General features: G+C 41.0%; 12 protein-coding genes and 1 pseudogene. 8 read left to right on the forward strand and 5 right to left on the reverse strand.

Annotated elements, in window-relative coordinates; translation table 11 throughout:
• Positions 1-486: 486 nt before the first annotated feature.
• The 5 genes from ACFE90_RS22645 to ACFE90_RS22665 all read left to right on the forward strand — a co-directional run bounded on the left by ACFE90_RS22645 (position 487) and on the right by ACFE90_RS22665 (position 5,999).
• A complete protein-coding gene (locus tag ACFE90_RS22645) occupies positions 487-1,461 on the forward strand; it encodes a cation diffusion facilitator family transporter (RefSeq protein ID WP_375504522.1) in 975 nt (324 codons plus the stop codon).
• Between the two features lie 202 nt (positions 1,462-1,663).
• A complete protein-coding gene (locus ACFE90_RS22650) occupies positions 1,664-1,876 on the forward strand; it encodes a hypothetical protein (RefSeq protein ID WP_375504524.1) in 213 nt (70 codons plus the stop codon).
• A gap of 39 nt (positions 1,877-1,915) precedes the next feature.
• Positions 1,916-3,877, forward strand: a complete 1,962-nt coding sequence (locus ACFE90_RS22655) for an alkaline phosphatase (protein ID WP_375504526.1) — start codon at positions 1,916-1,918, stop codon at positions 3,875-3,877.
• 127 nt (positions 3,878-4,004) lie between these two features.
• Positions 4,005-4,511, forward strand: a complete 507-nt coding sequence (locus ACFE90_RS22660; protein ID WP_375504528.1) for a PEP-CTERM sorting domain-containing protein — start codon at positions 4,005-4,007, stop codon at positions 4,509-4,511.
• A gap of 285 nt (positions 4,512-4,796) precedes the next feature.
• Complete coding sequence (locus tag ACFE90_RS22665) at positions 4,797-5,999, forward strand: argininosuccinate synthase (RefSeq protein WP_375504530.1); 1,203 nt, start codon at positions 4,797-4,799, stop codon at positions 5,997-5,999.
• Between the two features lie 127 nt (positions 6,000-6,126).
• Here ACFE90_RS22665 and ACFE90_RS22670 read toward each other — a convergent pair whose 3' ends face one another.
• Positions 6,127-6,759 (reverse strand): DedA family protein, encoded by a 633-nt coding sequence (locus tag ACFE90_RS22670; protein WP_375504532.1) that lies wholly within the window; start codon positions 6,757-6,759, stop codon positions 6,127-6,129.
• Positions 6,760-7,247: 488 nt separating this feature from the next.
• Between ACFE90_RS22670 and ACFE90_RS22675 the strand changes: the two genes are divergently transcribed.
• On the forward strand, positions 7,248-7,601 hold the full coding sequence (locus tag ACFE90_RS22675) for an STAS domain-containing protein (RefSeq protein WP_375504534.1): 354 nt from the start codon (positions 7,248-7,250) through the stop codon (positions 7,599-7,601).
• 740 nt (positions 7,602-8,341) lie between these two features.
• On the opposite strand, the gene ACFE90_RS22680 is transcribed toward ACFE90_RS22675, so the two are convergent.
• A complete protein-coding gene (locus ACFE90_RS22680) occupies positions 8,342-8,902 on the reverse strand; it encodes an Npun_F5560 family protein (protein ID WP_375504536.1) in 561 nt (186 codons plus the stop codon).
• Between the two features lie 307 nt (positions 8,903-9,209).
• Positions 9,210-9,560: a 30S ribosomal protein S6 gene (gene rpsF, locus ACFE90_RS22685; RefSeq protein WP_375504538.1), complete on the reverse strand. Its 351-nt coding sequence runs from the start codon at positions 9,558-9,560 to the stop codon at positions 9,210-9,212.
• Positions 9,561-10,133: 573 nt separating this feature from the next.
• Between rpsF and ACFE90_RS22690 the strand changes: the two genes are divergently transcribed.
• On the forward strand, positions 10,134-10,907 hold the full coding sequence (locus ACFE90_RS22690) for a fumarylacetoacetate hydrolase family protein (protein ID WP_375504540.1): 774 nt from the start codon (positions 10,134-10,136) through the stop codon (positions 10,905-10,907).
• A gap of 4 nt (positions 10,908-10,911) precedes the next feature.
• Here the strand turns inward: ACFE90_RS22690 and ACFE90_RS22695 are convergent, their stop codons facing one another.
• Together ACFE90_RS22695 and ACFE90_RS22700 are read right to left on the reverse strand one after the other, a co-directional pair.
• On the reverse strand, positions 10,912-11,391 hold the full coding sequence (locus ACFE90_RS22695; RefSeq protein WP_375504542.1) for a Tic20 family protein: 480 nt from the start codon (positions 11,389-11,391) through the stop codon (positions 10,912-10,914).
• A gap of 81 nt (positions 11,392-11,472) precedes the next feature.
• Positions 11,473-11,670, reverse strand: coding sequence for a hypothetical protein (locus ACFE90_RS22700; RefSeq protein ID WP_109010096.1), 198 nt, complete (start codon positions 11,668-11,670; stop codon positions 11,473-11,475).
• 586 nt (positions 11,671-12,256) lie between these two features.
• Between ACFE90_RS22700 and ACFE90_RS22705 the strand changes: the two are divergent.
• Positions 12,257-12,769, forward strand: a pseudogene (locus ACFE90_RS22705) (hypothetical protein); the annotation flags it as partial.

Consider the following 12,769-nt stretch of genomic DNA (forward strand, 5'->3'; position numbering starts at 1 on the left):
TATTTATCGAGGTATATCACGTATCTAAAAGGTGTTTATTACCTATACTAGCAGGCTACTAAAAGATAATGGTTATCATCCTCTTAGCGATAATGGTAGTTTGATCGCAAGTTGTGATTACCAATAAACTCTTGTGTAATTAGTAACAAATTACTAACAAGATGATTGCTGTAAATTACAAATGTTAATATGCTTTAATTTTTCATTTTTAACAAAAGCATTACCATTTCTTAAATCAACTAGGATAAATTTTTTATAGATACATATTTTTCTAGTTTTTGTATATTTATGAATCTAAAAAAACATATTTTGAGAAGAGATTAATAAGTAATTTTATGAAATCGGCATGGCAGAAAAACTCTTTAACTGCATAGCCTCTTAAAAGACAATAGAGGATATACATTTAGAATTGATAACATACTCGCCACAAATACGAGTGGTGTGATTTTTTAAACTACTACTGTGCTGTAAAAAGGTTTTTGAGTAATGGTTTCACTTCAATGGTGTGGATGTGCAGATGATTCTGTAAAAGTAATTAATAATTACCAGAAAGCAAAAAATTTGTGGATAACAGTAGGTTTACTTGCTGTTTTTTTTGTTGCTGAGTGGAGTATAGGCTTATGGAGTCAAAGTCTATCTTTACAGGCGGATGCAGGACACATTCTATCGGATATTACAGCCTTGGCGATATCGCTATTTGCTAATTTTTTGGCACAGCAACCAGCTAAGAAAAAAGCAACATTTGGACATCAGCGAATCGAAGTTTTAGCAGCTTTGGTGAATGGATTAGGTTTAGTTGCGATCGCTACTTTTATCATATTGGAAGCTATTCAACGCTGGCAACATCCAGCAAGCATTTTAGGCTTACCTATGTTAGCAATTGCGGTATTAGGTTTAATCGTCAATCTCCTCAATATTACTTTACTTCATCCCCACACTCACGACGATTTAAACCTGCGGGGAGCTTTGCTTCATGTCATTGCCGATACTGTTAGTTCTGTTGGCGTAATTATAGCTGCTTTAGCAGTTCATCTTTGGGATTGGTGGTGGGCAGATATTGCTATTAGTATAGTCGTTGCAACTTTTACGGGTTTGAGTGCTTTACCTCTAGTGCAAGAAAGTTTAAAGATTTTTTTGGAGTATGCACCGGAATCAATAGACCCTCTTGAGGTGGAAATATCTCTCAAATCTTTTCCTAGTGTTGTTCAAGTAGAAAAACTTCACATCTGGGCAATTAGCTTAGATAAGGTAATGCTTTGTGCCAATTTGACAGTTGAATGTGCAACTATCCAGGAACGCGATCGCTTACTCAATAAATTGAAAACTCACATCCACAAAACTTTTAATATTGCTGAGATAACTTTGCAGCTAACTAGCTGTAAAAAACCTTCAGATATGCAAATTCATCCTTTATTTAATCAAGATTTATTTTTAATGTTATCTGCAAGCAAAATAAAATAAAACCTGGAACATAGCTAAATAGATAATTCTACCAATTACTACTATAATTTCTAAAATATTTCTTTAGATTTAATTGCCAAAAAACTTTTAAACATAATGCTTATTGGCATTTTTCTAACTGTCAGAGCATAGCGATCACTGATTGCAACTCGGTTATTTACTAAGAGGTTTACTGATGATTACTCTCATTCAAAAATCCAAAATGATTTCATTACTAAAACAGTACAAACGCGCTTTTGCTTGGTTTATATCTGGTCTGGTTATGGCAGCTTTGTTGTTTTTAGGAACATCAAATCAACAACCAGCAACCGCCTCTGACCAAAGTCGAGCTACAGCCTCAACTGTGCCAGATGTGACTGCTACATACTCAGACTTTGGTGCTAGTCATCTAGAACCAAATTTTTATCAGTATTAATGGCTAACACTTACTCAATTAACTTTAAGGCACACTGCAATGATTTCATTTTTGCAAAAATACAAGCGATTTTTAGCCTTTACTATGGCTGGCTTCCTCTGCACCATTCTACTGGTAATTGGTAATTCTGTTTTTCAGCCGACTATGGCTGCTGGTAATGGAATTAACGTAATTATCATGATTGGCGATGGTATGGGTTGGAATATGGCACGGGCCGCAGCCGTTGCCAAAGGCGCTCCTTTTTACACAAGTGGTAAAGGCTCAGGTCTTAGCTTCCAAAAGCTAACCGGATATGGATTGGTGACTACTTACGGCACAACTATTCAGGGAAATACACCAGCCAACCCAACAGATCAGCCCCATATAACAAGTAACTCTGCTCTGGATGGGTCTAATACACTCACTGGTGCAAGTCCTATTCGTCCCAACTTCTCATTCCAGCCTACTCCTTTTAACCCTGGCAATAGACTTGATGGCAATAGCCTAGAGAATGGTAATCTCGCGGGTTATGACATCAGTAAGGGCGGCCCTGTTCCTTGGGTTCCTTTGACCCCTGCTAATTCTGGTACTTATGACAAAGATTACATCAAGTACAGTTATCCTGACTCTGCTAACACAGCTACAACTCTGTATACGGGAGTAAAGAGCTTTAACAACGCGATGGGGGTAGACATTTACGAGAAGAAGTTGAAAACCATCCTGGAAATTGCCAAAGAAAAAGGTAAGTCTACAGGCTTGGTAACTTCCGTACCTGTTAGCCATGCAACGCCTGGTGCTGCGGCTTCTTTCGTAAATCGTCGTAGTAAGTACGACAGTGTTTACGACCCCAGCAAGACCAACCAAGACAGTATTTTGCAACAGACATTGCTGAACTTTCAACCCAATATTTTATTGGGTGGCGGTCATCCCAAAGATTTTGAAAATCAAGCCAGTACAAGTACAGCCGATGGCGTATTTAAGTATACGTACATTACAGAAGACACTTACCAGCATCTGAAGAATAATCCTAAGTCCAATCGTTACGGCTATACCTTTTTGGAACGTGGCCCTAATGCAGCTAAGACACTGCTAAACACGGCTGCTAAAATCGACCCCAACAAAGGAGGCAAATTATTTGGTCTGTATGGTGCGCGTGGACAAGATGGCAATATTCCTACCAGCTCCTCTAAAGGTGACTACAGCAGTACAGGTCTGGGTAACTTCACACTTTATACCTCTGTTGTCAAGCCTGGAACTCCGGCTACGTGTCCATCAGGCAAGATAATAACTGGTAGTATTGGGGATTGTGTTCCTGTCATTGATGCAGCTGGTAATCCCATCGCTCCTAATACTCCTGCACCCGATACTGTTCGTCCTCTGGCTCCTGGTGAAACTGATGCCAGCTTTATCGCTAAAGAAATTAACGAAAATCCAACTTTGGCTGATTTAACCAAAGCAGCTTTAACCGTTTTAGGTAAAGACAAAGATGGCTTCTGGTTGATGGTTGAGGGAGGCGATATCGACTGGGCTGCTCATGACAACAACATGGATAACCTCATCGGAACCATGAATGATTTTGATAAGGCAGTCCAGCAGGTCATTAGTTGGGTAGATAATCATGGTGGTTGGAGCAAGAACCTGCTATTAGTTACTGCTGATCATGACCATTACCTAACTCTGAATAATGACTTTGCCTCTAAATTGACTCCCAATCCTAACCCAAATCAGGCTAAAGGCTTAAAGTATAACGCCAAAGACATCACCTTCGTCAAGCACAATCCTACTGATGCTGGTCACTTCTGGGGGTCTGATCCAAATTACAAATATCTCTGGGGTAGCCATAGCCGCCGGGTTGTACCTGTTTACTACCAGGGTGCTTATGCATCAACTCTTACCCGATCGCTAGGACAAGGCTTCCAGATTAAAGATAGCTCTGGTACTTATAGTGTACCTGGTGTCCGGGGCGTGGTTGACCAAAGTCATATCTTCCAAGCCATGAAAACTGCGATCGCAAGTCCGTAAATTGAATACGCCGCTTCATTAAGACACTAACTGAAAAGCTTTCTGTTGCAGAGACGTGGTAACACACGTCTCTGTCTCAAAAAACTATTGCGGTATTATTGCACCTGTTCTTTTATCAAGGGAAAAAATGACTGACTCCATCTTCAAGAAGTTAGCAGTTGCAACCGTAGGAACTGCTTTGATTTTTTCGTTAGGGGAAACTATCCCTGCTCAAGCAGCAGCCCTAACTTATAATTTTTCTAATGACGATAAAACTCTCACGGGCACTTTTTCATTCGACCAAGCAGCAGCAGACGATCAAGAAGTAACGATCGCAGAAGGTTTAAAGATTTCTGCTAGCTATGGTGGACAGTCATACACTGAAGCGGATGATCCTTTAGCGTCAGTTTTCACCGACAAAACGGGAACAATTTTTAACCAAGCGGGGTTAGGGTTGTATTTTACACCTAGTGCTTTTAATGTCTACCGCGAAAATTTTATCAATCTGAACGATTCAACTAGTACGGCTGTTCAGAACGTCATTTATACCAGTGTTCCAGAGCCAAGTTTAATGCTTGGATTGTCTGTATTCGGGTTGACTTTGTTCTTGACTAAAAAAATAACATCTTTTAAACCATCAAGCACAAAAGCTTAAATCAAATTATCAAGAATAACGGGGTGGGATTTTCCACCCCGCAAATTTTTAAAATTATAAAATATCAAAGCTTAGATTCCCAATTTTTCTAAAAAGTTAGGGAATCTTGTTATTCACATAATAATTTAGAATTGCTACATCGTTTTATTAGCATCAGACAAGAGTTAACGGTAATGTCTGGGTTTGCAGTTAATTAACCTATTACTTGTTGCATGAATAAAATATACATGGATTAGTTTAGATATAATAATGACTCATTGTTTGTTTTCCTAAGTGGAGAAATTAATGGGTCGCGCCAAAAAGGTTGTCCTGGCATATTCTGGCGGAGTGGATACCTCCGTTTGCATCCCTTACCTCAAACAGCAGTGGGGTGTAGAAGAGGTAATCACCCTAGCAGCAGATTTAGGCCAGGGAGATGAATTAGAGCCAGTTCGAGAAAAAGCTCTGAAATCGGGTGCAAGTGAATCCCTCGTGGCGGATGTCAAAGACAGCTTCGTTAAAGATTACGCCTTTGGAGCGATTCAAGCCAACGCCCTCTATGAGAATCGTTATCCTCTCGGAACTGCCCTTGCTCGTCCACTGATTGCTAAGGTATTAGTAGAAACAGCCGAAAAATATGGTGCTGATGCGATCGCTCACGGTTGCACTGGCAAAGGTAACGATCAGGTTCGCTTTGATGTCTCTGTAACCGCCTTAAACCCCAACTTAAAAATCCTCGCACCAGCCAGAGAATGGGGCATGAGCCGTGAGGAAACCATCGCTTATGGGGAAAAGTTTGGTATCCCCTCACCAGTCAAAAAATCCTCTCCCTACAGCATTGATAAAAATTTGCTCGGTCGTAGTGTTGAAGCTGGTTTACTCGAAGATCCGTCATTTGAGCCACCAGAAGAAATTTATGAAATGACCAAAGCGATCGCTGATACTCCCAACGAGCCAGAGTACATCGAAATTGGCTTCCACGGTGGTATTCCGACAACCCTCAACGGTATAGCTAAAAAGCCAGTTGAACTAATTGAAGAACTCAATCAGGTGGTAGGAAATCACGGCATCGGACGGATCGACATGATCGAAAACCGTTTGGTAGGGATTAAATCACGGGAAATCTACGAATCACCCGCGATGTTAGTGCTAATTCAGGCACATAGGGATTTAGAAAGCTTGACTTTGACGGCAGATGTCACCCACTACAAGCGTGGGATTGAAGAAACTTACAGCCAAATCGTTTACAACGGTTTGTGGTACAGTCCACTCAAAGTTGCCCTGGATGCCTTTATTCAAAAGACACAAGAGCAAGTTTCTGGAACTGTGCGAGTGAAGTTGTTCAAGGGCAACTCTACGATAGTTGGCCGTTCGAGTGATAATTCTCTCTATACTCCCGATTTGGCAACCTACGGAGCCGAAGATCAATTTGATCACAAAGCTGCTGAAGGCTTTATTTATGTTTGGGGACTACCGACTCGCATTTGGTCGCAGAAAATTAAAAGTTAGGAGTTAGGAGTAGAGACGCGATTAATCGCGTCTGTACAGGAGTTAAGAGTTAAAAAAGCAAAATACAAAAAGTAAAAATTAAAAAAATAACTTTTTACTTTACTCCTAACTCCTAACTCCTCACTTTTTACTTTTCACTACTCGCTTCTTTAACTTGGCGAGACTCTAGCCACAGAGGCACAATAATTAAGGCAGCGAGAATCAGTAAGGCTGCGATCGCAAATTGACCCACCCAAGCAACCAATTGCTCTAAAGAGACAATTTTGCCAGCAAAAAAAGCCAATGTCACCATCAAACTAGCCCAAGCAGCTGCTCCTAAAAAGTTGTATAAAAAGAATTTTCCAAAGGGCATTTCAGCTATCCCAGCTAGTGGTGCAGCAAAAACTCGCAACAATGCCAGAAAACGCCCAAAAAATACTGCTTTAGCAGAATTTTGACTAAATTGTTCTTTGATAGTCAGCAGCCGCACTTCAGAAATCCGAAATATGCTACCAACTTTTACCAGAAAAGGCCAACCGCTAACTCTACCAATCCAATAGCCACAAGTGCCGCCAATTACAGCACCCATAATTGCATCACCGAGAACCAGCCAGAAATTCAGTTCATCGCTGCCAGCTAGAAACCCACCTACTAAGGTCACGGTTTCGCCAGGAAGGGGAATGCCTAAATTTTCTAGCAAAATTCCCAAAAAAATTGCCCAATACCCGTAAGTGTGGGCGACTTCCTGGATATTTTCTAGTGAAATCAGCTCTAAAGACATCCCATACCGCCGTCTTTACAAATTTTTACTTTTATTATATCTTTTCTTGTTTATGCGCGGGGTGTCAATTAAACCGCTACATAGAGCCATTAAGTCATTAGTTTAATTCTGAATCATTCATAATTTCTAGTCTATGGTAACTATTAATTTTTTACTATTACCTATGCATTTTTTAGAGGTTACTACCATAATTTCATAATTTATTACAAAGAAATTAAAATATTTATAAAAAATTTATAAATATTCAGTTAAATGATGAAAATCTTGTAAAAGATACGGTTGATACCGAAATTGTTAGGCGTTTATGCCTATATTGATAAAAGTTATCACAAATTATACGGCATGAATACTGAAATAATCTTTCTCAACTGCACGACTGTATTTACCCAAATACCAGGGTAAAACAGCAATTTTGCTGGTGAAAGAGAAAAGGTATTGATGTATTTTTTCAATTTTTTGTCAAGTGTTCCAATTACCCTGTTAAATTCATGATTCTCACACAAGAACTTCAAGTTATTTTGTTTAAACCCGAAGGAAGCATAGATTTGGAAGGCGGTAAGACTTTGAGTGAACAGATGGCTAGAGTAGTGCCCCAAGCTCATCAACTCTGGGTTATCGACCTAGAAGAAGTTAATTTCATGGACAGTTCTGGGTTAGTCCCTTTAGTAAAAGGGTTGAAAGCTGCACGTCAGAGTGGTTGCCGCTTGGTTCTCTGCAACGTGCAAGCTCCTGTACGGTTAATTTTGGAACTTACCCAACTAGATTCAGTATTTGAAATTTTTCCCACTTACAAAGACATTTTTTCCACCGTCAAAGAGAACACTCTGGTGCTAGCAGGCTAAATAATAAATCTACCTATAGATGGATGGTGGAGTCAAGCAATATTTGCATTTTTTCATATTCTCCAAGAGAACAGTCTGGTGCTAGCAGGCTAATTTTCTTTTTTATAGAGAAGAATGTTGAGTGAAACTCATGGCTTTGACGTAGTGAATATTAATAAGCAGATGAATGAACCTGCTTGTTGAAAACCATCTACTAGTGCGTCAAGTTTAAATTGATGGATAAGCAAATTCGTAGAGAAGGCGCTAGCCTCTCCCATGAGCGACTAACTTTCGCGTTGGGTAAGGACTTTAATCCTGATGTTCTAAGGACGCTTTGTATTTACTACAAACCGTTAAAACTAACTTAGACATTGTATGACCTAAAGCAGTGAAGTAAGAATTGACCAAAATCGGTCAAAACAATGCAATTATTTGTGAGACTCCCCAGCTTTTGAAATTACTCAGAGCTAATTGTTCTATAACCAACTTACACTAGTGCAAAAAAGCAGAAGGTAAGAAAGATTATACTATCAGCCTTTGCGTTATTTATAACTCCATAGTTTTTATTTATCGTAAATTAAAGGCTTTAAGAAGCCTACATTTACATATAGCATCAGTTTCAGTCAGGGTTTAAACCCTCGTCTGAAATGTCTTTAATTTTGAATTTTGAATTGTTAATGCCTTGGTGTACTAGTTGGATGTATCCAAGACACTTTTTTCTGGCAATTTTTTACCTGTTCGATTCCAGCATAATGATAACTTTAGGCGTTCTGGGGAGTCGAAATGTTAGTTTCTTCGGATGCTGGGCGGGGAAAATTTGGCAAATCAATGCCACTGTGACTAGCATTGCGAGTTTTAAGTGCTAAACGGTAACTTACACTTTGCAGTTCTGCTTGTAGTTGGCGGTTTTCCCGTTGTAGCATTGCTACCTTTTCTCTCACTGGCGTCATCCGTTCTTCAAACTTCCGCCGATAAATTTGAGGTAACTCTTGTACTACTTGCTCCAACATCCGAGTGCGATCAGTGAGTTCTTGAACTGACTGTCGCAATTGGTAAATTTCGGAGTCACGAGTTGTAATTTGCTCTTGGTAGAACGCCACCTGCTGCTCTACAGCTTGGAGTTGTTCTTGTAAAGCCTGTAAGTGGCTCGTATCGCGCTCAATGTCCGGCTGCTGGGGCATAAAACTAGTGTTACCCTTTACCAGCCGGAAGAGTTCTTGAGATAGTTGTTGTACTAAGGAATCACGAAGTTGCAACTCTTGGCGTAGCTGCGATACTTCCGTAGAGAGAACTTGAATATTGGGTGTATCAGATTGGCTCACAGTAGCTTACAGCTCCCATTCAGAATCTTGTCCATTCTTAGGTATAACTGCGGGAGTACTACCTTTGGCAAGTATTTGTTAATGTAGCATTCCCAAGCAAGTCATGAAAAAAGAAAAAACAAAATTTTATTGAATGGGATGGAGTATTAGGAAGTGGAAAGAGGCAGAGGGGCAGTTCTTGCAGGGAGCAAAGGAGAGAGACAAAGAGGTAATTTTTCTCCCCCTTTGCCCCCAGCAAGAAGTTCTTCTTCGTCTCCCCCTGCTCCCTGCTTCCCTGCTTCTTCCTCATCTCCCTATTCCCTAGTCCTTAGACCGTTGCTGCCACTTTAGTGGGTTTTTCTTTTTCTTCTTTAAGGGGTTTTTCCTCTTCGGCTTCCTGCTTAACTGTCAAATAGCGAATCACTTCTTCACTCAAACGCATGGCGCGTTCAAAGGGGGCGATCGCAGTTGCAGGCGCAGTGTAATTTAGCTGGATGTAGATGCCATCGCGGTGTTTTTTGATTTCATAAGCAAGACGACGCTTACCACGATTTTGAATTTGGATCTCTTCAGCGCCTTGGTCGCGAAGCAAATTCTGATATTTAGTAATTGCTTGCTCTACCTGTTCGTCTCCCAGGTCAGGACGCAGAATGTACATTGTTTCGTAACTTGTAGTCATATTTTTCAGTCTCCTTATGGACAGAAATGGCTGCTGATGCTAATTTATACCTAATTTTTCAAAATGTCGGTATTCATCAACATCTGAAGCAACAAGGAACTATAATCTTACCAGTTTTAAATTTGAATCATTAGCCAAATCGCCGAAATTTGAATTTTTTGGATGTCCTTAATGAAAAATAGGTCGCTTCCCGACCCCCAGATTTCTTTAGCTTATTCCAAAAAAACCTCTCACTCAGCCGCAAGGGGAATGATGAAACGGCAGTGAACGTAGCTAGTCTTTTTTTAGAAAAGATTGATCAAGCTATCAGCAATGCCTTGGGGTATCTTTCCCTAAGGACATATATCAGGAGGTTCGGTTAAGATACCCCCCTGCCTGCGGCAACCCCCGATAAATTTGGGGTTGAGGGGATCTCCGAGAGCCAAACATATAAACCGAAACGTATTGGGACATATATTATAGCGAGCGATCGCTTTCAGGCTCAAGGCTCAATCGGTTCGCTAAAAAGCTAACTGATGATTGTTACCCGCTCACAGCAACAAAAAAGCAGATAAAAGGATATTCATTAAGGTTATGGCGCAACGCTATGTGCGAATTCAAAATCAAGAAGGACAGATTTACTATGGGTTACTACAAGTATCCCTGAATGTGCAGGTGCTAGATGCTCCGCCTTGGTTACAAGGACAACCCACTGATTTAACTTTGACACCAGAAAATTACCAAATTCTGGCTCCCTGCGCTCCCTCAAAAATTGTAGCGGTGGGTAAGAATTATGCAGATCATGCAGCCGAAATGGGAACTCCAGTACCTTCTGAGCCACTAATCTTTCTCAAGCCACCCACGTCGATCATTCCATCTGACAGGGAAATTAAGTATCCTCCCCAGTCACAAAGAGTTGACTACGAAGGAGAGTTAGCATTAGTGATTGGCGATTACGCCTTTGAATGTACACCAGAGGTAGCCCAAACGAAAATTTGGGGCTACACCATTGCTAATGACGTAACAGCGCGGGATTTACAAAAACGCGATGGTCAATGGACGCGAGCCAAAGGTTTTGATACTTTCTGTCCCTTGGGGCCTTGGATCGTGCGGGAATTAAATCCAGGAGCGAAATTGCAGACTTTTGTGAATGACAACGCCAATCCAGTCCAATCTGCCTGTATCGATCAGATGGTGTTTTCTCCCGATGTTCTAGTTTCTTATATCAGTCAGGTTATGACGCTACTACCTGGTGATTTGGTGCTTACAGGTACGCCGGAGGGTGTAAATCCATTGCATCCAGGCGATCGCGTCCGCGTCGAAATTGAAGGTATTGGTCGCCTGGAAAACACCATAACACCCCGTTAATTATCTAACGCACTTGCATGTACACTGCATCTGAAATTGCCGGAATTTCCGCATAACGTCCCAGTAGAGACTGGACGGCGGAATATGCAACTGCTGCTACAACGCCTAGAAAGATGGTGTTAGCTACTGTTTCTATTGCAAAGCCAGTACCAGGAACCTGTCCTAAAACTTGCACGAGTATGGAACACAAAAATATAACTATGTCCAAAAGAATTGCTTGCATTGTGTTAAAACGAATGAAGTGACTGATTTTTTCGTTTCTTACCACTAATAAGAACAAGGCAAAGAACACAATTATTTGTCCAAATTGTCCTAAACTACCGTAAATTATTAAAACTGGTTGCAGTGGTAAAAGCAGAACTCGTAGTGCTGGAAACTGATTCAACAAAAAGCTGCCGAAGACTAAACCATCAACTAGGGGCAGCAAATAAGGCAAGCAAGCAAAAATTCGATCTGAAACCGTTGTAGACCCGCGCCAAGACATTATGCGTTCTCCTGTGATTAAATTTTAATAGTTACTTGAGCTTAGGATAACGCAGTTGCTTCGTTTTGCTGGCAAATTCAACTATTCTATATGGGCGATGCGAAAACCCATAACACACTCATACTGGTCTGGCTGCTGTTGAGTAAGTTTGCGAATGGCTTGACCACAGCGCAGTTGACCTCCACGCCAACGGGGTTGTCCGCTCCTGTCAGCGAGTAAACAAGACTGGCAAACTTGCTCAGGGGCAAGGATTTGCTCGTCCATTAAGATGACTAGCATCGAATCCCTCCTGTAAATCCTCATTGTCACCCACATTTCACTCAGGTGAGGATACGCTTTGTAGTGGTTCAAAGAAACGCTTCAGGTAGGTTGGGTGCGTGCTGCGCGATCGTGCTTTGCGCCTGCCGTGGGCGATCGCAGAGGACACTTAAGAGCCACATCCTAACTCTTTGTAGCAAAAATGTGGGGAATCACAATTTAATAAAAATTGTCAAGTGAATCTTACATTTATTGTATGTTGTGTCTATGGCAAATGGACGTTTTGGTAAAAAATCATACAAAAAAAGTTGGCGCTAAGTTGAAAATATACAGCCAACGATTTTATTGCATCCCTGTGAACTTAGCACTGGAGAGTGTCAAACTTAATATTCAGGAAACAAGAAAAGTTTTCTTTACGCACAAGCAACACGGCGATCCATTGAAATTCCCTTGATGCGACTAGTTAAAGTGCCAAAAGGCAAGTAAGTAAAACTGAGTTAACTAGATAGCTATTTAAGGGATGCATTTATAAAATACTGGGGTAAACTTGCAAGCAAGTTAATACACAATATAATTGGGCGGCTCGTCGGTCTGGGCATCACTCACAATGGAACATTGGCAATTTCTGATACAGAAACAAGGCGATCGCTCGTGGCATATCCTAGAATCGCCAAATTTGGAAATTTTGGAAGGGGAGTATAGAGTTTTGGCTCGTTCTAACCTTCCTAATACAGACGTGGAAGTGCGGGTAACTCACTCTTCAACCCAGGAAGTTCTACCAAAGCGGCGAATTTTCAAGCGATCGCGTCGCACTAATTCAGAAGGCTTAATGGCGCTAATTCCCTTTACCTACTTCCATCCGGGAGTTTTGGAGTTGCGCTGTATGAGCGATTTGATGTCGGATCTACTCGGTAAATCTTGGCAATATAGCGTTCAACTTAAAGTATTGTGCCAAGAAGTAGAGGGGGAGCAGGGGAGGCAGAGGAAGAATGTAGAATCAAATTCACCCGATCGCCCAGATGCTGTTTCTGAAAACCTGGAATTCACTTTCCCAGCAGAAACCGCAATTACGCTAGATAAAGCAATCGCAGTCTTTGCAGAACTGCTAATTGCTACAGAC

Origin of the sequence: uncultured Nostoc sp. (assembly GCF_964245445.1) — a bacterium.
GTDB lineage: Bacteria > Cyanobacteriota > Cyanobacteriia > Cyanobacteriales > Nostocaceae > Nostoc.